This window comes from Achromobacter dolens (genome assembly GCF_902859745.1).
Lineage (GTDB): Bacteria > Pseudomonadota > Gammaproteobacteria > Burkholderiales > Burkholderiaceae_B > Achromobacter > Achromobacter dolens.
The window spans coordinates 515,196-536,121 of the sequence record NZ_CADIJW010000001.1; the positions used below are offsets into that span (position 1 = coordinate 515,196).

Below are 20,926 nucleotides of genomic sequence, written 5' to 3' on the forward strand. Positions count from 1 at the left end.
GTATTGGAAGAAAATGTCTAGCTCACCCAATCTCTACCTGCTCATCGCGCTGGCGCCGCTGGCCGGAGCAATCCTCGCGGGCCTTTTCGGCACCGGGTTCCTGGGCCGTCCGATCGGCCGCCGCGCCTCGCACGTCATCACCATCCTGGGCGTGCTCATCTCCGCCATCGGTTCGGTGGTGGTGCTGGGCGACGTGCTCAACGGCCTGCGCTTTGACGGCGCGGTCTACACCTGGAGCCTGATCGGCCAGACCAAGCTGGAAATCGGCTTCCTGATCGACCCGCTGTCGGCCATGATGATGGTCGTGGTGACCTCGGTGTCGCTGATGGTGCACATCTACACCATCGGCTACATGGCCGACGATCCCGGCTACCAGCGCTTCTTCTCGTACATCTCGCTGTTCACGTTCTCCATGCTGATGCTGGTGATGTCGAACAACATGGTGCAGCTGTTCTTCGGCTGGGAAGCGGTGGGCCTGGTCTCGTACCTGCTGATCGGTTTCTGGTACACCCGCCCGACCGCGATCTTCGCCAACATGAAGGCGTTCCTGATCAACCGCGTCGGCGACTTCGGTTTCGTCCTCGGCATCGGCTTGCTGTTCGCCTACGCCGGCACCATGCACTACGGTGAAGTGTTCGCCCAGGCCGACAAGCTGTCCAAGCTGACGCTGCCCGGTTCGGACTGGATGCTGCTGACCGTGGCCTGCATCTGCCTGTTCATCGGCGCCATGGGCAAGTCGGCGCAGGTGCCCCTGCACGCCTGGCTGCCCGACTCGATGGAAGGCCCGACCCCGATCTCCGCGCTGATCCACGCCGCCACCATGGTGACGGCCGGCATCTTCATGGTCGCGCGCTTCTCGCCGCTGTTCGAGCTGTCGGACACCGCGCTGTCGTTCATCATCGTGATCGGCGCCATCGGCGCGCTGTTCCTGGGCATCCTGGGCATCATCCAGAACGACATCAAGCGCGTGGTGGCGTATTCGACGCTGTCGCAGTTGGGCTACATGACCGTCGCGCTGGGCGCCTCGGCCTACTCGGTGGCGATCTTCCACCTGATGACGCACGCGTTCTTCAAGGCGCTGCTGTTCCTCGGCGCAGGCTCGGTCATCATCGGCATGCATCACGACCAGGACATCCGCAACATGGGCGGCCTGCGCAAGTACATGCCCATCACCTGGATCACCTTCCTCCTGGGCACGCTGGCCCTCGTCGGCACCCCGTTCTTCTCGGGTTTCTACTCGAAGGAACACATCATCGAAGCGGCCGGCGCCGCCCACGTCTGGGGCGCCAGCTTCGCCTACTACGCCACGCTGATCGGCGTGTTCGTGACCTCGCTGTACTCGTTCCGCGTGTACTTCCTGGTCTTCCATGGCAAGGAACGCTTCGACACCAGCGACCATGGTCATGGCCACGGCCACGACGCGCACGGCCATGACGACCACGGCCACGACGACCATGGCCACCACGGCGGCAAGCCGCACGAGTCGCCCTGGGTCGTGACCCTGCCGCTGATCCTGCTGGCGATCCCGTCGGTGCTGATCGGCGCCTGGGCGGTGGATCCGATGCTGTTTGGCAAGTTCTTCAACGGCGTGATCACGGTGCTGCCGCAGCATCCGGCCATGCACGAGCTGCACGAAGAATGGCACGGCTGGGTCGCCTTCGGCCTGCACGCCTTCCAGACCCTGCCGTTCTGGCTGGTCGTGGCCGGCGCGGTCATCGCCTGGTACTGCTACCTGATCAACCCGAAGGTCCCGGCCGCGATCAAGTCGAGCCTGTCGGGCGTGAACAAGGTGCTTGAGAACAAGTACTACGTCGACTGGGTCAACGAGCAGATCATCGCCCGCGGCCTGCGCTGCCTGGGCCGTGGCCTGTGGCAGACCGGCGACCGCGGCATCATCGACGGCCTGCTGATCAACGGCAGCGCCCGCGTGGTGGGCTGGGTGTCGGCGATCAGCCGCCACCTGCAGTCCGGCTTCATCTATCACTACGCGTTCGCGATGATCATCGGCATCATGGCGCTGGTGACTTTCTTTGTGCTGATTCCCCAATGATGGCAAGCGAGATGGCATCCAACACTTTCCCCTGGCTCACGCTTGCGATCTTTGTCCCGATCGTATTCGGCCTGCTGGTGCTGGCGGTGGGCCGTGACGACCGTCCCGGCCTGACGCGCGGCCTGTCGCTGATCGGCTCGATCGCCGGCTTCCTCGTCACGATCCCGCTGTACACCGGGTTCGACTCCAAGACGGCTGCCATGCAGTTCGTCGAGAAGACCTCCTGGATCGAAGCCTTCAACGTCAACTACCACCTGGGCGTTGACGGCATTTCGCTGTGGTTCGTGCTCCTGACCGCGTTCATCACCATCATCGTGGTGCTGGCCGGCTGGGAAGTCATCACCAGCCGCGTGTCGCAGTACATGGCCGCCTTCCTGATCCTGTCGGGTCTGATGGTGGGCGTGTTCTGCGCGCTGGACGGCATGCTGTTCTACGTGTTCTTCGAAGCCACGCTGATCCCGATGTACATCATCATCGGCGTCTGGGGCGGACCGAACCGGGTGTACGCGGCCTTCAAGTTCTTCCTCTACACCCTGATGGGCTCGCTGCTGACGCTGGTGGCCTTCGTCTACCTGTGGAACGCCTCGGGCGGCTCGTTCGACATCCTGACCTGGCAGCAGACCAAGCTGGGCTACACCCCGCAGATCCTGATCTTCGTGGCGTTGCTGGCGGCCTTCGCCGTCAAGGTGCCGATGTGGCCGGTGCACACCTGGCTGCCGGACGCCCACGTCGAGGCGCCCACGGGCGGCTCCATCGTGCTGGCCGCGATCATGCTGAAGCTGGGCGCCTACGGTTTCCTGCGCTTCTCGCTGCCGATCGCGCCCGACGCCTCGCACAGCCTGGCCGGCCTGATGATCACGCTGTCGCTGATCGCCGTGATCTACATCGGCCTGGTGGCGATCGTGCAGGACGACATGAAGAAGCTGGTGGCCTATTCGTCGGTCGCCCACATGGGCTTCGTCACCCTGGGTTTCTTCATCTTCAACACGGCCGGCGTCGAAGGCGCCATCGTGCAGATGATCTCCCACGGCTTCGTCTCGGGCGCCATGTTCATGTGTATCGGCGTGCTCTATGACCGCATGCACTCGCGCCGCATCGCCGACTACGGCGGCGTGGTCAACGTGATGCCGCGCTTCGCCACGTTCTTCATCCTGTTCTCGATGGCCAACAGCGGCCTGCCGGCCACCAGCGGTTTCGTCGGCGAGTTCATGGTGATCATGGGCGCGGTCGAGCACAACTTCTGGATCGGCCTGCTGGCGGCCACCGCGCTGATCCTGGGCGCTTCGTATTCGCTGTGGATGGTCAAGCGCGTGGTCCTGGGCGATGTCGCCAACGACCATGTGCGCGAGCTGACCGATATCAACCGCCGCGAATTCGTGATTCTTGGCGTGATGGCGATCGCCGTGCTGTACATGGGGATCTATCCCAAGCCCTTCACCGACGTGATGCACGTGTCGGTCGAGGCCCTGCTGCAACACGTTGCCGTCTCGAAACTGTAAGACAAGACAATGATGCAATCCCAAATCGATTTCGCCCTGGCGACACCGGAAATCCTCCTGCTGGTTTTCGGCCTGGCTATCCTGCTCGTCGACGCGGTCAGCAATCACCCCGAGCGCAAGCCGACGTTCCTGCTGACCATGCTGGCGCTGGGCGTGCTGACCGTGGTGTCGGCGCTGCAGTGGAAGAACGGCGTCACGGGTTCGACCTTCAACGGCCTGTACGTCACCGACGAGCTGTCGCACCTGCTCAAGATTGCCTCGTACATCGCGGTGGCGGTCACGCTGGTCTACGGCCGCGTCTACGCCCAGTTGCGCGACATGATGCGCGGCGGCGAACTGTACGTGCTGACGCTGTTCGCCCTGCTGGGCCAGATGGTGATGATCTCGTCGGGCAACCTGATCTCGATCTACCTGGGCCTGGAGCTGATGTCGCTGGCGCTGTACGCGCTGATCGCGCTGCGTCGCGACAACGTCGTCGCCACCGAAGCCGCCATGAAGTACTTCGTGCTGGGCGCGCTGGCCTCGGGCTTCCTGCTGTACGGCATGTCGATGGTCTACGGCGCCACCGGCCACCTCGACCTGGCCGAAGTCTCCAAGGTCATCGCCGCCGGCAAGGCCGAGAAGCTGGCCCTGGTGTTCGGCATCGTGTTCCTGGTTTCGGGCCTGGCGTTCAAGCTCGGCGCCGTGCCGTTCCACATGTGGGTGCCGGACGTCTACCAGGGTTCGCCGACCGCGGTCACGCTGATCCTGGGCGGCGCGCCCAAGCTGGCGGCCTTCGCCATCACGCTGCGCCTGCTGGTCGACGGCCTGCACGGCCTGGCGGCCGACTGGCAGCCGATGCTGATGATCCTGGCGGTGCTGTCGCTGGCCATCGGCAACCTGACCGCCATCGCGCAGACCAACTTCAAGCGCATGCTGGCCTACTCGACCATCTCGCACATGGGCTTCGTGCTGCTGGGCCTGATGTCGGGCTCGGTGGTCGGCAAACCGGAACTGGCCTCGTCCGCCTACGGCGCGTCGCTGTTCTACATGCTGACCTACGTGCTGACCACGCTGGCCAGCTTCGGCATCGTGCTGCTGCTGTCGCGCCAGGGTTTCGAGTGCGAGCACATCGACGACCTGAAGGGTCTGAACCGCCGCAGCCCGTGGCATGCCGCCATCGTGCTGCTGCTGATGTTCTCGCTGGCCGGCATCCCGCCGCTGGTGGGCTTCTACGCCAAGCTGGCGGTGCTGCAGGCGCTGGTCAGCGCCGGCCACGTCACGCTGGCGGTGGTCGCGGTGGTGTTCTCGCTGATCGGCGCGTTCTACTACCTGCGCGTGGTCAAGGTCGTGTACTTCGACGAGCCGGCGGCCGATGCCGCCCCGATGGCGGCCACCTGCGGCCAGCGCGGCGTGCTGTCGGTCAACGGCCTGCTGATCCTGGTGCTGGGCCTGTTGCCGGGCGGCCTGATGGCCCTGTGCGTGCAGGCCATCCGCAGCTCGCTCAGCCTGTAAGCGAAGCGGGCCATGAACCAGACCCTGGCGGTATGGCTCCTGATCGCGCTGGCCCTGGTCAGCGCGAACCTGCCCTTCCTGACGGAGCGCGTGTTCGCCGTGCTGCCGTGGAAGCAGGGCGGGGCCGAAGCCGTCAAGCCGTTCTGGATGCGCCTGCTCGAAGTGCTGGTGTTCTACCTGATCGTGGGCGCCCTGGGCTTCACGTTCGAGTCCGCGCTGGGCAACCGCTTCGCGCAGACCTGGGAGTTCTACGCCATCACCTTGAGCCTGTACCTGGTGCTGGCCTATCCCGGGTTCGTGTACCGCTATCTGTTCAAGCGGCATCCGCGCCTGCGGACCTGACCGGCCGCGCCACGCAATATCCGAAAACGCCCCGCAAGGGGCGTTTTGCTTGGATGCGGTGTTGCCGCTGATTGCCGATTCTGTGGCGAATTGCCATCAAGTCGCGGCATCCCCGCGTTAGCGCGTCCGATTTCCCCTGCAGGATCGAACTCAATCAACTTTCCCATCCAGAATCGCAACCTGTCTTAAACAGGAATGGTTGTCATTCACCTCCGGGAGAGCTTGATCTTGAAACTCGAAGACTCATACGCGCTGAATTCACTGGCCGGGTCGCTGGCCGCCGCGATCGCGGTGCCCGCGCTGTTCGTCAGTCCCCATGCGATGGCGCAATCGAGCGCTCCCTTGCTGGCTCCGGTGCAGGTGGAGGGAGAGGACGCCTCGCCTTATCAACCGGACAGTGTCCAGTCGCCCAAGATGACTGCGCCGCTGCTGGATACGCCGCGCTCGGTGCAGGTGGTGCCCAAGCAGGTGATCTCCGACCAGTCCGCGACCTCGCTGCAGGATGTGCTGCAAAACTCGCCAGGCATCACCTTCGCCGCGGGCGAGGGCGGGCGCGCGGGCGGCGACCTGCCCGTCATCCGTGGCCAGAATGCCGCCAGCAGCCTGTTCCTGGACGGCGTGCGCGACGTCAGCATGCAGGCGCGCGACACCTTCAACCTGGAACAGGTCGAGATCATCAAGGGACCGGATTCGGTCTACGCCGGCCGTGGCGGCGCCGGTGGCAGCATCAATCTGGTCAGCAAGGCGCCCAAGGCCAAGGATGCTATCGAGGTCACCGGGCAGATCGGCACCGACAGCAACTACCGCGGCACCCTGGACAGCAACTGGCGGCTGGGCGAAAAGTCGGCCTTCCGCCTGAACCTCATGGGCACCAAGGGCGACGTGCCGGGTCGCGACAAGGCGGTGAATTTCTCGCGCTGGGGGGTGGCGCCGTCGCTGACGCTGGGGATGGGCACGCCGACCCGCATCACGCTGAGCTACTACCATTACCAGAACGACAGCATGCCGGACTACTCCATCCCCTACGATCCGCGGACGGGCCAGCCGGTGACGGAAACCATGGGGATCAAACGCAAGAACTTCTACGGCCTGGCCAAGCGCGATTTCATGAAGACGCGCGATGGCATGGCCACGGTCGATTTCCAGCATGATTTCTCCGACAAGCTCAAGCTGCGCAACGTGGTGCGCTATGGCCGCGAAACCGCCGACTATCTCGCCACCCAGCCCGACCTCACGCTCGCCAACCTGCCGGCAGGTATCGTCAACCGGCCTGCCTATGGCAGGTACTACACCACCAAGGCATTCGCGAACCAGACAGACCTGAGCGGCGAGTTCCTGACAGGCGCGATCAAGCATGGCTTCGACCTGGGGTTCGAATACACCAGCGTCAGACAGACCATGGCCTACAACAACGATCAGGTTCTGAAGTCGGACGGGATCACCAAGTGCCCGGCCGACCTGACGCAGACCTCTCTGCGCGCCCCCGACCCGAACGTGGCCTATCCCTGCCGCACGGTTCGCAGTTGGCCGGCGCCCTACGCCACCGACACGCTGGCGCTTTACGGCTTCGATACCCTCGAGCTCGACGAACACTGGCAGGCCAGCATCGGGCTGCGCTGGGACAACTACCGTACCCACGGCCATGACAGGAAAGAGCAGAGCTATCGCCGCGCCGACAACCTGTTCAACTATCAATTCGGCCTGGCGTACAAGCCGGTGCCCGCGGGCACGATCTATGCCTCGTACGGCACGTCTTCGACGCCGTCCTCGTTGGCGGGAGCCACCGCGTCGGACATCCTGAGGAAAAGCTCGGACGAGGCGGCGGCGCCCGAAAAGAGCCGCACGGTCGAGGCGGGCGTCAAATGGCAGGTGCTGGACGAGCGCCTGACGCTGTCGGGCGCGGTGTTCCAGGATACGCGCACGAACACCAACATCGAGGTGATGCCGAACGAATACGAGCAGGCGGGCCGGACCCGCGTGCGCGGATTCGAGCTGGGCTTCTCGGGCGCCATCACGCCGGCGTGGAACGTCTATGGCGGCTATACCTTCCTGGACAGCAAGCTGATCCGCGGCGGACGCAAGGACGTCGGCGCGGAAGGCCGCGACCTGCCGAACACGCCGCGCAACGCATTCAGCCTTTGGACCTCCTACAAGGTGCTGCCCGAATTGACGCTGGGCGGTGGCGCCTACTATGTCGACAAGGTCTACGGCAAGGCGGATGCGAGCGTCGACGCGACGGGGGCGCCCAAGGCGCGCTGGGTGCCGTCGTACTGGCGTTTCGATGCGATGGCCAAGTACAAATTCAGTCCCAATGTATCGGCGCAACTCAATGTGTTGAACGTGTTTGACCGGACGTTCTACACACGCGCCCGCCCAAGCAACCATGCCGCGCTCGGCACGGGGCGGGCGGCGCTGCTGTCGGTAAGTTTGCGTTATTGACCGCTGCCGTCAGTCAGGAAAGCCATCCTTCGGTGGCTTTCCGCTGGACGCGCCGCGATCAGCTCTCGAACCAGTTCAGCACGCCGTCCAGGCCCGAGACGTTCAGCGCGTAGCGCGTCTGCTGCCGCACCAGCGGCTTGGCGTGGTACGCCACCGGAAAGCCCGCGGCGCCCAGCATCTTCAGGTCGTTGGCGCCGTCGCCCATGGCGATGATCTGCTCCTTGGTGGCGCCGTGGGTGCGGGCGAACTCGCGCAGGTAGACGGCCTTGGCGTCGGCGTCCAGGATGTCACCCAGCACGCGGCCGGTCAGCACGCCGTTGTCGATCTCGAGCGTGTTGGCGTGCGCGCTGTCCAGCCGCAGGCGCTCGCGCAGGCGGTCGGTGAAGAAGGTGAAGCCGCCCGACACCAGCAGCACCTTGATGCCCGCCGCCTGGGCGGTGGTGATCAGCCGCTCGGCGCCCGGGTTCAGGCGCAGTTTCTCGGTGTAGACCTGTTCCAGGGCCTCGGCCGGCACATCCTTGAGCAGCGCCACGCGGCGCCGCAGGCTTTCGGCGAAGTCCTTGATCTCGCCGCGCATCGCGGCCTCGGTGATTTCCGAGACCTTGTCCTTGACGCCGGCCACGCCGGCGATCTCGTCGATGCACTCGATGTTGATGAGCGTCGAGTCCATGTCCATCGCCAGCACCTTGCAGTGCGACAGCTTCAGGCCGGCCGGCACGAAGGCGGTGTCGATGCCATGGCGCTCGGCCCACGCCACCACGTCGGCGCGGCTGGCGTCGTCGTGCTGCACGTCGAGCAGGCGAGCGGCCGTGGCGCTGATGCGGGCCACGCCTTGCGCCTGCGCCAGCGCGGCGAGCTGTTCGGCGTGTTCGACCGTCAGGCCGGGGGATTGGACGACGAGGTGATGGATAGTCATAAAAATGCGAAGGTCGGGGCGGGTTACTTCAAGGCGCGCAGCACGGCGCGCACGGCGTCGGCGCGGGCCGGGATCTGCGCGGCCTTGATCTCAACCCGCAATTTATCCTGTCCGGCGAGTTTGATGTGGCGTTGCCGCTGCACCAGCTCGATGATTTTCGCCGGATCGACGCTGGTCTTGGGGCCGAACTGCAGCAGCGCCTGGGTTTCGCTGGCGTCGATCTTGACGATGCCCAGCGGTTGCGCCGCCAGGCGCAGGCGGTGCGTGGTCAGCAGCGTCTGCGCCGCCTCGGGCAGCTTGCCGAAGCGGTCGATCAGTTCTTCCTGGATCTGGATCAGGTCGTCCTCGTCGGCGGCGTGGGCCAGGCGCTTGTAGACGCTCAGGCGCGCGTGCACGTCGGCGCAGTAGTCGGACGGCAGCAGCGCCGGCGCGTGCAGGTTGACCTCGCAGGCCAGGTTGAAGGGCGCGTCCAGGTCCGGCTCTTCGCCGGCGCGCAGGGCGCGCACCGCTTCGTTCAGCATCTCGTTGTACATCGAGAAGCCGACCTCCTGGATATTGCCGGACTGCGAATCGCCCAGCACTTCGCCGGTGCCGCGGATCTCCAGGTCGTGCATGGCCAGGTAGAAGCCCGAACCCAGTTCCTCCATGGCCTGGATCGCCTCCAGCCGCTTCTTGGCGTTGCTGGTGATGGCGTCCTCGCCCGGTGTCAGCAGGTAGGCGTAGGCCTGGTGGTGCGAGCGGCCGACGCGGCCGCGCAACTGGTGCAACTGCGCCAGGCCGAAGCGGTCGGCGCGGTGGATCACGATAGTGTTGGCGCTGGGCACGTCGATGCCGGTCTCGATGATGGTGGTGCACAGCAGCACGTTGTAGCGCTGCTGGTAGAAACCCTTCATCACCTGTTCCAGGTCGCGTTCGGGCATCTGGCCATGGGCCACCGCGATGCGGGCCTCGGGTACCAGCTCTTCGAGGCGGGCGCGGCGGTTGTGGATGGTCTCGACCTCGTTGTGCAGGAAGTAGCACTGGCCGCCGCGCTTGAGCTCGCGCAGCAGCGCCTCGCGCAGCGTGCTGCCGTCCTCGCGCCGCACGAAGGTCTTGATCGCCAGGCGCTTCTGCGGCGCGGTGGCGATGACCGAGAAGTCGCGGATGCCCTCGAGCGACATGCCGAGCGTGCGCGGGATCGGCGTGGCGGTCAGGGTCAGCACGTCGACCTCGGCGCGCAGCGCCTTGAGCGCTTCCTTCTGGCGCACGCCGAAGCGGTGTTCCTCGTCGATGATGACCAGCCCGAGGCGCTTGAACTTCACGTCCTTGGACAGGATCTTGTGGGTGCCGATGACGATGTCGACGCGGCCGTCGTTGATGCCTTCGATGGCCGCCGACACTTCCTTGGCCGAGCGGAAACGCGACAGCTCCACCACCCGCACCGGCCAGTCGGCGAAGCGGTCGGAGAAGGTCTGCGCGTGCTGTTCGGCCAGCAGCGTGGTAGGGCAGAGCAGGGCGACCTGCTTGCCGTTGGCCACGGCCAGGAACGCGGCGCGCAGCGCCACCTCGGTCTTGCCGAAGCCGACGTCGCCGCACACCAGGCGGTCCATCGGCCGGCCCGAGGTCATGTCGGCGATCACGGCCTCGATGGCGGCGGCCTGGTCGGCCGTTTCCTCGAAACCGAAGCCCTCGGCGAAGGCCTGGTAGTCGTTGAGCGGCAGGTTGAAGGCGAAGCCCTCGCGCGCGGCGCGCTGGGCATACAGCGCCAGCAGTTCGGCGGCGGTGTCGCGCACCTGCTTGGCGGCCTTGCGGCGCGCCTTGTCCCACTGGCCCGAGCCGAGCTGGTGCAGCGGCGCGGCTTCCGGATCGGCGCCGCTGTAGCGGGCGATCACGTGCAACTGCGACACCGGCACATACAGCGTGCTGCCGTTGGCGTATTCGAGATGCAGGAACTCCATCTCGCCTTCGCCCATGTCCATGTTGACCAGGCCGTGGTAGCGGCCGATGCCGTGCTGGGCGTGCACCACGGGGTCGCCAGCGCGCAGTTCGGACAGGTCGCGCACCATCGCTTCGACGTTGCTGGCGCGTTCCTGGTCGCGCTTGCCGCGCCGGCCGGTGCTGGCCAGTCCCGGATAGAGGTCGTTCTCGGTCAGGAAGGCCAGATTGGCCTGCGGCAGCTCGAAGCCGGTGGCCAGCGGCGCGGCGACGATGCCGAAATGGGCGTCGGAAGCCAGGAAGGCTTCGATGCTGTCGGGCTGCGCGTCGGGGGTGACGCCGAACTCGTTGAGCATCTGCACCAGCGTTTCGCGGCGGCCGGCCGAGTCGGCGCACAGCAGCACACGGCCTTGCGGCTTGCCGACGTGCGTGCGCAACTTGGCGATCGGGTCTTCGGCGCGGCGCGCCACGCTCACGTCTGGCGCGGCGCGGAAGTCGGGATGGGGCTGGCCGGCGGCCAGCGCCAGGCGGCGGAAATCCTTCAGGCGGGCGTACAGCGTCTGCTCGTCCAGGAACAGCGCCGACGGCGGCAGCACCGGGCGCTCGCGGTCGCTTTTCAGGAAGCCGTAGCGGCTGCCGGTGTCCTGGTGAAAGCGCATCATGGCGTCGTCGATGTCGCCGACGGTGACGGTGATGGCGTTGTCGGCCAGGTAGTCGAACAGCGTCGCGGTCTCGTCGAAGAACAGCGGCAGGTAGTACTCGACCCCGGCGAAGGGGATGCCGTTGCCGATGTCCTTGTAGGGCAGGGCGCGCGACGGGTCGCCTTCGAACACTTCGCGGAACCGCGCGCGGAAGCGGTTGCGCGAATCCTCGTCCATGGGGAATTCGCGGCCCGGCAGTAGCTGTACCTCGCGCACCGGATACAGGCTGCGCTGGGTGTCGACGTCGAAGCTGCGGATGGTCTCGATCTCGTCGTCGAACAGGTCCAGCCGGTAGGGCAGCGCCGATCCCATCGGGAACAGGTCGATCAGGCCGCCACGCAGACAGAACTCGCCGGGCGCGGTGACCTGGGTGACGTGGTTGTAGTTGGCCAGCGTCAACTGCGCGCGCAGCGCCGCCTCGTTGAGCCTGTCCTTCTGCTTGAAGGAAAAGGTGTAGGCTGCCAGGAACGACGGCGGCGCCAGCCGGTACAGCGCGGTGGTGACCGGCACCGTCAGCACGTCCACCGTCTTCATCATCAGCGAGTGCAGGGTGTGCAGGCGCTCGGAGATCAGGTCCTGGTGCGGCGAAAAGGCGTCGTACGGCAGCGTTTCCCAGTCGGGTAGCTGGCGCACGCGCAGGCCGGGCGCGAACAGCGCGATTTCCTCGGCCAGGCGCTGCGCTTCCAGCGGCTCGGCGGTCAGCACCACCAGCGGCGCCGCGGCCTGCCGCGCCAGGTCGGCCAGCAGCCAGGCGTCGCCCGAGCCGGGCGGGCGCGGTTGCGCATAACGCGTGCCGGGCTTGAGCGCGGCGAGAGTGGGGGCGGTCGCGGGAACGGGCGGCGCTGCCGTGGCGGAGGAGGTGGGAGCGGGCATCAGGCTGGGAGCAGGCATCAAGCGGAAGATTATAAAATCACCGAACCATGTCTGACTCAATCATCGCAATCGTTCCCGCCGCCGGCGTCGGCGCCCGCGCCAGCCGCCCCGGCGCTGAGAGCGTGCCGAAACAATACCGTCCGTTGGCCGGACAGCCCATGCTGCGCCACGCGGTGGCCGCGTTGCTCGCCGACGACCGCGTGTCGCAGGTGCGGGTGGCGGTGACGCCTGGCGACGGCTGGGTCGACCAGGCCCTGGCCGGCCTGCCGCGCACCGTCTGGCGTGCCTGCGGCGGCGCCACTCGCGCCGATACCGTGGCGGGGGCGCTCGCTGAAAGCGGGGTTTCCGACGCGACCTGGGTGCTGGTGCACGACGCGGCCCGCCCTGGCCTGCCGGCCGCGGCGCTGGCGCGCCTGATCGACGCCTGCCTGGCGGACCCGGTCGGCGGCCTGCTGGCGCTGCCGGTGGCCGACACTGTCAAGGCCGGCCACGAGCGCGTCGAGCGCACGCTCGACCGCAACGGCCTGTGGCTGGCCCAGACGCCGCAGATGTTCCGCGCCGGCGCGCTGCGCGATGCGCTGACGGCTGCCGCGGTCAATGGCGTGGCGGTGACCGACGAGGCCTCGGCCATCGAGGCCGCGGGCTACGCGCCGCTGCTGGTGCCCGGCGCGATGCGCAATTTCAAGGTGACCTGGCCGGACGATTTCGAACTGATGGAAAAATGGCTATGAGTATTCCTTTTCGCGTCGGGCAGGGTTTCGACGTGCATGCGCTGGTCGAGGGCCGGCCGCTGATCATCGGCGGCGTGACCATTCCCCACAGCCACGGCCTGCTGGGCCATTCCGATGCCGACGTGCTGCTGCATGCGATCACCGACGCCTTGCTCGGCGCCGCGGGCCTTGGCGATATCGGCCGCCATTTTCCCGATACCGACCCGGCCTTCAAGGGCGCGGACAGCCGCGTGCTGCTGCGCGAGGCCATGGCGCGGGTACGGCAGGCCGGCTGGACGCCGGTGAACATCGACGCCACCCTGCACGCGCAGGCGCCGAAGATCGGCCCGCATGCGCCGGCCATGGCCAGGAACATCGCGGCCGACACCGGCCTGGCCGAAAGCGAGGTCAACATCAAGGCCAAGACCAACGAAGGCCTGGGCTACCTGGGCCGCAAGGAAGGCATCGCGGCGACGGTGGTGGCGCTGCTGGCGCGGGCCTGAAAGGCGCCTGGCTGACGGATGCTTGAACGAATGGCGCGGATATCTCCGCGCCATTTTTTTGCGCGCATGCGTTGTTTTATTCGCACGGATAGCCGCGCGGATACATGTCCATAATAAATTAACAAAACGCAAAAGAGGCCGTGAGCCGCGCCCCTGCTGCGGTTCGGCCAGGATTGCCCTTGGTTTCGGCCGCCAGCGCCCGGAACAGGCCGTGCTTTCGTCTTGCGGGTGCATTTGAACTGGAATACGCTGCCGCTACTCAACGTCTGAATAATAGGGACACTGGAAATGCATGTACGTGGCGCTGCCTTGTTTCTGGCCCTCGTCGCCTTTGGTTCGCCTGCACATGCAGAATTCGAGCAGCAGCTCGGCCCGCTTTCCGGGGCTGTCCGATCCCAGATGCTGCAGGGCTGGACCGCGGGTGTCGAGGATGGCTGGTTCACCTTGCGCAACCGGGCGGCGGCCGGCAGCGAACAGACGCTCTATCTCAACGTGGGCGAGGCGCCGGAAAGCGGCCGCGTCACCGACGTCAATGTGGTCCTGAACTCGACCAACCCCAAAGCCTCGATCGGCGTCGTGTTGAACAACCGCCCGCGCAAGGCCCTGTGCCTGCTCGAGCTCACGGCGGCCAAGCAGACCATCCTGTTCTGTCTGAACGGCGACAAGCGTCGCGATATCGCCAATGTGCCCAACGTGGCCAAGCTGGACGGCTCCGACCGGATCAAGGTCGTCGAAGTGCCGGGCGCGGCGCGCTTCATCGTCAATGGCCAGAAGATCGGCGATATCGAGAACGAGCCCGCGCTGGGCTCCGAAGTCGGCATCATGGCCTATGACGTCGGCACCTTCGGGATCGCGGACTTCGCCATCGCCACCAACGTCGCTGCCAACACCGGCCAGGGCGGTGGCGCGCAACCGCGTCAGCAGCCGGCGCGCGCGCCCCAGGCCTCGCCGGATTCCGGCGCCAGCAGCGGCCTGCCGGGCTCGGGTCCGTATCCGCGCTTTGGCGGCGACTCGCTGCGCATCGTGGCGGTGTACATCGGCATCATGCGCAGTATTTTCATGCATGAGTTCGGCCACGCCTTGATCGGTGAACTGGAGCTGCCTTCGACCGGCGCCGAGGAAGACGCGGTCGATATCTATTCGGCGCTGCAGATCGTCGAGCCGACCATGTACCCGTCCAGCGACAAGGACACCAACGCCATGGCCCAGGGCGCGGCCAAATACGCCGCGCTGCAGTGGTACTACAGCGGCAAGGTGGCCGAGGCCCAGGGCGCCGGCAATTCTCCCTGGCAGGACGAGCATACCGGCGACCTCAAGCGCTTCCGCAACATGCTGTGCATCATGTACGGCGGCAACCCGGGCGTGTTCGAATCGCTGGTCGAGCAGGTTGGCTTCGAAGACCGCACCAAGTCGCGTTGCGCCGACGAGTTCACCAAGCAGAACCGCGCCTGGCGCCGCATCCTGGCGCCGCATACCCGCGTCGGCACCTGGTCGCCCGACGGCCAGCAGCCGGCGAACGCGCCCGGCGCGCCGGTGAACGTGACCTTCGAGCCGTCGTCGCGCCGCATCGGCAACCTGTTCGCCAACAACCTGTCCGAAGCCATCTCTAAAGACATCAAGCTGCTGGGCCAGACCTACGTCCTGCCGCGGCCGGTCAACGTGGTCTTCAAGGACTGCGGCAAGCTCAACGCCTGGTACAGCCCGCGCGAAGGCTCGATCACCATGTGCTACGAGCTGATCGAGAACATCGCGGTGATGATCTCCGACATCGAGATGGGCACGGTCGGCGGCGAGCCCAAGCAGGGCGGGGCGGCGCCGCAGCGGTCTCCGCAGCAGGCGCCGCAACCGCCGCGCCAGCAGCCGCCCGCCGGCCAGCCGCAGCGCGCGCCCGGCAACGGCGGCTTCGACGAACTGCAGGATAGCGGCGTGCCGCCGACGACGCTGCTGTTCTCGGCGCCCTACAAGGGCCCGACGCCCAACACCCATCCGCGCGCCAAGGTGATCACCACCAAGGACGTGGTGGCCCTGCTGACCGATGAAAAGAACAAGAACTTCCTGGTGATCGATACCAGCGGCCTGCGCGAGACCATCCCCGGCGCGTTCCCCCTGAGCGACGCGGGTTCGGATGGCGCCATTACGGACCAGATGCAGGAAGCCTTCGATGGCTGGCTGCACAAGAAGACCGGCACCGAGAAAGAGCACAACGTGCCCCTGATCATCATGGGCGCCGGCATGAATGATCGCTCTTCCTATAACGCCGCGCTGCGCGCCGGCATGATGGGCTGGCCTGTCTACTGGTACCGCGGCGGCATGGAGGCCTGGGTTGCCAACGGCCTGCCGACGACCGCCGTGAAGTCGCAGGGGCAGTAAGACGCTTCGCGGGGCGGCGCAACGGCCGTCCGGTAAATGAAAAAGCCCGCCTGTTCGCACAGGCGGGCTTTTTCATTGTTTCGCGCGAAGGCGCGCCAGGCTTACTTGCCCTGGGCGGCCAGCGCCAGGGCGGCGGCGTTGACCACGGAGGCGATGCGGCCGGCGTCGCGCAGTTGTTCCGTCGACAGGCCGTCCTTCTTCAGGTTCTCGTAGTGCGAAGCGACGCAGAAGTGGCACTTCCCGATGATGGACGCCACCAGCGCGAACAGCTCGAAGCGCTTCTTCTCGACGCCGCCGTGGGTGGCGTAGGCATTCATGCGCAGTTGCGCCGGCAGGCTCTTGAGCTGCGCGTCGCCGGTCATCTCGACGTACGGGTACCAGGTGTTGTTCATGCCCATGAGCGCCGACGCGGTCAGCGCGGCATTGGCGTCAGCTTCCGACAGGCCGCTCTTGAAGGCTTCGACCAGCACCGGGCTGCGCGCAGCGTAGGCGGCCGACAGGGCGGCGCCGACGGCGTCTTCCGGGGCCAGGGTCGAGCGGGCGATCACGGCGTCCAGATTCAGGCGGATGTCCTTGGCCCAATCCGGTAGCTGTTCCTTAATGGTCGTCAGAAATTCCATAGTTTTTACCTATAATCTAGCGCAGTTAAAGCCCGGCGAAGGACCTGCGGGCAGGTCCCTCGGCCGGGCTGGAAATTACAGCGTGGCGCCGCCAACCGTACGGTTGCACGGGCACAGCTCGTCGGTTTGCAGACCGTCGAGCAGACGCAGGACTTCTTCCGGGTTACGGCCGACGTTCAGGTTGTTCACCGAAACGTGCTGGATCGTGTTGTCCGGATCGACGATGAAGGTGGCGCGCAGGGCAACGCCAGCGCCCTTTTCACGCACGCCCAACTGGTCGATCAGGGCGCCGGTGGTGTCGCCGAACTGGTAGTGACCCAGCTTGTTCAGGTCCGGGTGCTCACGGCGCCAGGCCAGCTTGACGAATTCGTTGTCGCTCGAGCCACCCAGCAGGACGGCGTCGCGGTCTTCGAAATCCTTGGCCAGCTTGTTGAAGCCGACGATTTCGGTCGGGCACACGAACGTGAAGTCCTTCGGGTAGAAGTAGATCACCTTCCACTTGCCGGGGAACGAGCTTTCGGTGATGTCTTCGAAAGCCGAGACGCCGTTTTCTTCGTGCTGGTTGAAGCCGGGCTTGACGCCGGTAACCTTGAAGGGCTCGAGTTTGTCGCCAACAGTTTTCATGTTTACTCCCAGTAGTTGTTGGTGGAATTAAGGCGGTGCCTCAAACCATAAATTCTACGCTATGGATTATCGTTGTCTAATTGATAATTCCTAAACTTCGCTTTGGGCAGCTCTATGCGGGCGGTCAGGCCGCCACCCTCGCGCGGCAGCATGCGCAGGGCGCCGCCGACGTGCTTGAGCAGGCGTTCGACGATGGCCAGGCCCAGGCCGGCGCCGCTGACGCCGGTGCGGGCTGCCTCGCCGCGTGAAAAGGGACGCAGCAGGCGATCGACATCTTCGGGGGCGATCCCGGGGCCGCGGTCGGACACCTCGATCACGATCATGCCGCCCTCAGCTTGCAATGTCATGACCAGATGGGCCATCCCGTCGCTCGAGCGGCCATAGCGGCGCGCGTTCTCGATGAGGTTGCTGACGATGCGCTTGAGGTCGAGCGCGGTGATGCGGGCGCGCAGCCCGGGTTCGAGCGTGGCCTCGAGCTCGCCACCCAGTGACGAAGTATGACTGCGTTCACGCTCGTACAGCTCGGCCAGCACGGCCGAGATATCGGTGGCCAGTTGCGGCAGGGTGCCGGCGGGGCGGGCATATTCCATCAGTTGGCCGATGCTGTGGTCGATCTGGCCGAGGTCTTCGTCGATGGCCTGGCGCGCGTCTTCCGAAACCCCGCTCAGCTCGATTTCCAGGCGCATGCGCGCCAGCGGCGTTCGCAGGTCATGGGAAATGCCGGCCAGCATCAGTTCGCGGTCGGCCTCGGCCTGTCGCAAGTCCTTGGCCATGCGGTTGAACGAGGCGTTCAGGTCGCGGATCTCGAGCGGGCCCTGTTCGGGCAGGGGCGCCGGCGTTTCGCCACGCGACAACACCTGGGCCGCGCGCGCCAGTCGCGACAGGGGCCGGTTGACGAAACCGACGCTGACGGCCGCGCCCACCAGGGATAGCAGTAGCGCCGTGGCGCCCCATCCCAGCCACTCGATGCCGCCGGTCAGGCCAATCTGCTCGCGCTCGAATACCAGCCAGTAGAGATCCTTTTCGATCTGGAAGCTGACCCAGAAGCCCGGCACCTGGTTCACGCCCCAGGCGATCTGGGTTTCCGGGCCGAAGCGCGTGCGGATGTGCTGCGCCACGCGCTGCCAGTAATCGTCGTCGGGAAGGGCCTCGGCGAAGTCGGTGACCTCGCGCGGATAGACCTGGATGCCTTCGTTGGTGGCCAGGTCGAGCAGGAGCTTGCTGCGTTCGCCGTTATGGGAATAGATCAGCGCGGTGCGCGTGATATTGACGGCCGTGATCACCCGCTGCGCCATCTGATTGGCGCGCGGCCCCAGCTCCATGCTGAAGAAGACTTGTAGCCACGCCCCCAGGCTGACCAGCATGAGCGCGGCCAGCAGCAGGAACGTGCGGCCGAACAAGCCAAGCCGCAAACGTGAAGTCAGGTTCCTGAAGGTTCTGCGCAAGCGGGGCACGAGGCTGCGCTCCTGCCCGGGGCGGGCGTGTCGATCAACTACCACCGTCCGGCACAAACACGTATCCGAGACCCCAGACGGTCTGGATGAATACGGGCTTGGACGGATTCGGCTCGATCAGCTTGCGCAGGCGCGAGATCTGCACGTCGAGGCTGCGGTCGAAGGCTTCGTATTCGCGGCCGCGGGCCAGTTCCATGAGCTTGTCGCGCGACAGCGGAATCTTCGGGTGGCGGGCAAACACCTTGAGCACCGAGAATTCGCCAGTGGTGATGGGCACCTGTTCGCCGTTGCGCGTGAGCGTGCGGGTCGACAGGTTCAGCACGTAGGGGCCGAAAGCGATGGATTCGTTTTCCTGGCTGGGGGCGCCGGGATGTTCCTCGGTGCCGCGGCGGCGCAGGATCGCGTTGATCCGGGCCAGCAGCTCCCGGGGGTTGAACGGTTTGGACAGGTAATCATCCGCGCCCATCTCGAGGCCGACGATGCGGTCGATTTCTTCCGCCTTGGCCGTCAGCATGATGATGGGGGTATTGTCGTGGCCACCGCGCAGCCGGCGGCAGATGGACAGGCCATCTTCGCCGGGCAGCATCAGATCCAGCACGAGCAGGTCGAAGTGCTCGCGTTGCCAGAGTTTGCCCATCTCTTTGGCGTCTTCGGCAACGAAAACGTTGAATCCCTGCTCGGACAGATACCGACGCAGCAAATCGCGCAAGCGCGGATCATCGTCGACGACGAGGATTTTTCGGGTGGGGGTGGTGTTTTGCGTGTTCATGGCCGGAAATGTAACAGTGACAAGAACCAGCGGCTAGTGGGCGTTCACAAGATATTACACATTGCGAACCATGGTTGAAATCCCCCTTACATACGGGGGAATGCCCCGGTATTTCGTACAATCTGCATCTATGGAACTAAACCTGCTGGCTCTTGAAACCTCTTCGTCGCGTTGCGGCGTGGCCCTTTTGCGCGTGTCCGATGGGCGGCTGGAGGTTGCCGTCCGCGAACACGAGGGCTCCCAGGAGCATGCGGAACGCCTCCTGCCGATGGCCAACGAGCTACTGGCCGAGGCCGGCCTGGCGCCCGCCGCGCTGCACGCGGTGGCGTTCGGCCAGGGGCCCGGCGGCTTCACGGGATTGCGCGTGGCCTGCGGCGTGGCCCAGGGCATGGCCATGGGCCTGGGCATCCCGGTATTGCCGGTGGTCTCGCACCAGGCCGTGGCCGCGCAGGCAGGCGGCGGGCCGGACGACGCCATCGTGGTGGCGCTGGACGCCCGCATGAATGAAGTCTATCTGGCGGTGTACCGTCAGGGCGCCAGCCCGACGGGCGAGCCCGCCTGGGACACCCTGCAGGCGCCGCTGCTGATCGCGGCCGCCGAGGTGGTCCCCTGGACGGCGCATCACCTGCCGGCCTGGTCGCGCTCCGCCGGGCAGCCGCTGCGGGCGCTGCTGGCGGGCGACGCCTGGGATGCTTACGCTGGCGAAATGACGATTCCCGCCGGCTGGCGCCGCGCCGCCGAGGCGCGGCGGCCCGAGGCCGCCAGCGTGGCGCGCCTGGCGCGCCTGGCCTGGCAGCGCGGTGAAACCGTGCCCCCGGAGCTGGCCGCGCCGCTGTACGTGCGCGACAAGGTTGCCTTCACCACGGCCGAACGCCTGCGCGGCGAGGGCGGCAATCCCAAGGCGCAGTCGACGCTGGCGCCGGTCTGCCCGCAACCGCTGACCGACGCGGATCTGGACGAGGTCGTGGCTCTGGAGGCCAACGTCCAGGCCTTCCCCTGGACCCGCGGCAATTTCACCGACGCGCTGGCCGCCGGCTATGGCGCGTGGACGCTGCGGCGCGCGGGCCGGGTGGCGGGTTTCTGCATCCTGATGTTCGCCCCCGACGTGGCCCATCTGCTGGTGATCGCCGTGGCCCGAGACCTGCATCGGCAGGGGCTGGGCAGCGTGTTGCTCGACTGGTGCGAGCAGCAGGCGCGCGAGCGCGGCCTTGAAGGCGTGCTGCTGGAAGTGCGTCCCTCCAATGTGTCGGCCGTCGAGTTCTACAAGGCTCGCGGCTACCTGCAGATCGGTCTGCGACGCGGTTATTACCCGGCCGAGAAGGGCGGACGCGAGGATGCGCTGGTGATGCAGAAGCGCGTGGATGCGCCTGTCGCCGCGGCGTCCGCGGGAGCGTCGGCGTGACGGCGCCCAATACCGTGCCGGCCTCGTCCGCGCCCCGCGTCAATCCGCTGCAGCGCCTGTGGCTGCGCGAGCTGGGCATGGAGCGCCTGTGGTTGCGGCCGACGCCGCAGCCGGTGGCCGCGCCCGCGCCGCAGGTCGTTGTTTCCAAAAAAGATTCCCCGGCGGTCGAACAGGCCGGCCGGGCTGTGGCGCCCGCGCCGGCGCGCGACGTTGCCGCGCCGCCGCCGCCGGCAGTGGCGCAGGCCA

At 66.2% G+C, this 20,926-nt stretch carries 15 protein-coding genes and 1 pseudogene; 10 read left to right on the plus strand and 6 right to left on the minus strand.

Annotation, left to right across the window (positions count from 1 at the left end; genetic code table 11):
• The first annotated feature begins 13 nt into the window (after nt 1-13).
• From nuoL to HV783_RS02270, 5 genes are all read left to right on the plus strand, one after another.
• Nucleotides 14-2,050, plus strand: a complete 2,037-nt coding sequence (nuoL, locus tag HV783_RS02250) for an NADH-quinone oxidoreductase subunit L (RefSeq protein WP_006389219.1) — start codon at nt 14-16, stop codon at nt 2,048-2,050.
• Nucleotides 2,047-3,549: an NADH-quinone oxidoreductase subunit M gene (locus tag HV783_RS02255; protein WP_020924741.1), complete on the plus strand. Its 1,503-nt coding sequence runs from the start codon at nt 2,047-2,049 to the stop codon at nt 3,547-3,549. Before nuoL ends, HV783_RS02255 begins: the two co-directional genes overlap by 4 nt.
• A gap of 9 nt (nt 3,550-3,558) precedes the next feature.
• Complete coding sequence (gene nuoN, locus HV783_RS02260; RefSeq protein WP_049072054.1) at nt 3,559-5,043, plus strand: NADH-quinone oxidoreductase subunit NuoN; 1,485 nt, start codon at nt 3,559-3,561, stop codon at nt 5,041-5,043.
• Nucleotides 5,044-5,055: 12 nt separating this feature from the next.
• Nucleotides 5,056-5,385, plus strand: a complete 330-nt coding sequence (locus HV783_RS02265) for a DUF2818 family protein (RefSeq protein WP_064525983.1) — start codon at nt 5,056-5,058, stop codon at nt 5,383-5,385.
• A 195-nt stretch (nt 5,386-5,580) separates the two neighbouring features.
• The gene (locus HV783_RS02270) at nt 5,581-7,824 is read left to right on the plus strand and encodes a TonB-dependent receptor (RefSeq protein ID WP_116792025.1); all 2,244 of its coding nucleotides are present in this window, start codon (nt 5,581-5,583) and stop codon (nt 7,822-7,824) included.
• A 58-nt stretch (nt 7,825-7,882) separates the two neighbouring features.
• Here HV783_RS02270 and serB read toward each other — a convergent pair whose 3' ends face one another.
• Nucleotides 7,883-8,740 (minus strand): phosphoserine phosphatase SerB, encoded by an 858-nt coding sequence (gene serB / locus HV783_RS02275; RefSeq protein WP_054501599.1) that lies wholly within the window; start codon nt 8,738-8,740, stop codon nt 7,883-7,885.
• Nucleotides 8,741-8,763: 23 nt separating this feature from the next.
• The gene (gene mfd, locus HV783_RS02280) at nt 8,764-12,246 is read right to left on the minus strand and encodes a transcription-repair coupling factor (protein WP_167517608.1); all 3,483 of its coding nucleotides are present in this window, start codon (nt 12,244-12,246) and stop codon (nt 8,764-8,766) included.
• A gap of 29 nt (nt 12,247-12,275) precedes the next feature.
• On the opposite strand from mfd, the gene ispD reads away from it, so the two are divergent.
• From ispD to HV783_RS02295, 3 genes are all read left to right on the plus strand, one after another.
• The gene (gene ispD, locus HV783_RS02285) at nt 12,276-12,959 is read left to right on the plus strand and encodes a 2-C-methyl-D-erythritol 4-phosphate cytidylyltransferase (RefSeq protein WP_144654948.1); all 684 of its coding nucleotides are present in this window, start codon (nt 12,276-12,278) and stop codon (nt 12,957-12,959) included.
• On the plus strand, nt 12,956-13,441 hold the full coding sequence (ispF, locus tag HV783_RS02290) for a 2-C-methyl-D-erythritol 2,4-cyclodiphosphate synthase (RefSeq protein WP_064525979.1): 486 nt from the start codon (nt 12,956-12,958) through the stop codon (nt 13,439-13,441). Before ispD ends, ispF begins: the two co-directional genes overlap by 4 nt.
• Before the next feature lie 399 nt (nt 13,442-13,840).
• Nucleotides 13,841-15,811, plus strand: a complete 1,971-nt coding sequence (locus HV783_RS02295; RefSeq protein WP_240806391.1) for a DUF4344 domain-containing metallopeptidase — start codon at nt 13,841-13,843, stop codon at nt 15,809-15,811.
• Between the two features lie 101 nt (nt 15,812-15,912).
• Here HV783_RS02295 and HV783_RS02300 read toward each other — a convergent pair whose 3' ends face one another.
• The 4 genes from HV783_RS02300 to risA form a co-directional block, all read right to left on the minus strand.
• Nucleotides 15,913-16,431 carry a carboxymuconolactone decarboxylase family protein gene (locus HV783_RS02300; RefSeq protein WP_054501595.1) on the minus strand — a complete coding sequence of 173 codons (519 nt, stop codon included), beginning with the start codon at nt 16,429-16,431 and terminating at the stop codon, nt 15,913-15,915.
• Nucleotides 16,432-16,506: 75 nt separating this feature from the next.
• On the minus strand, nt 16,507-17,055 hold the full coding sequence (locus HV783_RS02305) for a peroxiredoxin (protein WP_006389231.1): 549 nt from the start codon (nt 17,053-17,055) through the stop codon (nt 16,507-16,509).
• A gap of 59 nt (nt 17,056-17,114) precedes the next feature.
• Complete coding sequence (risS, locus tag HV783_RS02310; RefSeq protein WP_054501594.1) at nt 17,115-18,509, minus strand: sensor histidine kinase RisS; 1,395 nt, start codon at nt 18,507-18,509, stop codon at nt 17,115-17,117.
• Nucleotides 18,510-18,543: 34 nt separating this feature from the next.
• The gene (gene risA, locus HV783_RS02315) at nt 18,544-19,278 is read right to left on the minus strand and encodes a response regulator transcription factor RisA (RefSeq protein WP_003813882.1); all 735 of its coding nucleotides are present in this window, start codon (nt 19,276-19,278) and stop codon (nt 18,544-18,546) included.
• Between the two features lie 130 nt (nt 19,279-19,408).
• On the opposite strand from risA, the gene tsaB reads away from it, so the two are divergent.
• Together tsaB and HV783_RS29405 are read left to right on the plus strand one after the other, a co-directional pair.
• Nucleotides 19,409-20,680: a tRNA (adenosine(37)-N6)-threonylcarbamoyltransferase complex dimerization subunit type 1 TsaB gene (gene tsaB, locus HV783_RS02320; protein ID WP_175142154.1), complete on the plus strand. Its 1,272-nt coding sequence runs from the start codon at nt 19,409-19,411 to the stop codon at nt 20,678-20,680.
• A pseudogene (locus tag HV783_RS29405) lies at nt 20,677-20,926 on the plus strand (uracil-DNA glycosylase); the annotation flags it as partial. The gene tsaB and the pseudogene HV783_RS29405, both read left to right, overlap by 4 nt.

Coding starts and splice junctions, on each gene's coding strand:
- nuoL (WP_006389219.1), top strand. CDS start 14: ATGTCTAGCTCACCCAATCTCTACCTGCTCATCGCGCTGGCGCCGCTG.
- HV783_RS02255 (WP_020924741.1), top strand. CDS start 2,047: ATGATGGCAAGCGAGATGGCATCCAACACTTTCCCCTGGCTCACGCTT.
- nuoN (WP_049072054.1), top strand. CDS start 3,559: ATGATGCAATCCCAAATCGATTTCGCCCTGGCGACACCGGAAATCCTC.
- HV783_RS02265 (WP_064525983.1), top strand. CDS start 5,056: ATGAACCAGACCCTGGCGGTATGGCTCCTGATCGCGCTGGCCCTGGTC.
- HV783_RS02270 (WP_116792025.1), top strand. CDS start 5,581: ATGGTTGTCATTCACCTCCGGGAGAGCTTGATCTTGAAACTCGAAGAC.
- serB (WP_054501599.1), bottom strand. CDS start 8,740: ATGACTATCCATCACCTCGTCGTCCAATCCCCCGGCCTGACGGTCGAA.
- mfd (WP_167517608.1), bottom strand. CDS start 12,246: ATGCCTGCTCCCAGCCTGATGCCCGCTCCCACCTCCTCCGCCACGGCA.
- ispD (WP_144654948.1), top strand. CDS start 12,276: ATGTCTGACTCAATCATCGCAATCGTTCCCGCCGCCGGCGTCGGCGCC.
- ispF (WP_064525979.1), top strand. CDS start 12,956: ATGAGTATTCCTTTTCGCGTCGGGCAGGGTTTCGACGTGCATGCGCTG.
- HV783_RS02295 (WP_240806391.1), top strand. CDS start 13,841: ATGCTGCAGGGCTGGACCGCGGGTGTCGAGGATGGCTGGTTCACCTTG.
- HV783_RS02300 (WP_054501595.1), bottom strand. CDS start 16,431: ATGGAATTTCTGACGACCATTAAGGAACAGCTACCGGATTGGGCCAAG.
- HV783_RS02305 (WP_006389231.1), bottom strand. CDS start 17,055: ATGAAAACTGTTGGCGACAAACTCGAGCCCTTCAAGGTTACCGGCGTC.
- risA (WP_003813882.1), bottom strand. CDS start 19,278: ATGAACACGCAAAACACCACCCCCACCCGAAAAATCCTCGTCGTCGAC.
- tsaB (WP_175142154.1), top strand. CDS start 19,409: ATGGAACTAAACCTGCTGGCTCTTGAAACCTCTTCGTCGCGTTGCGGC.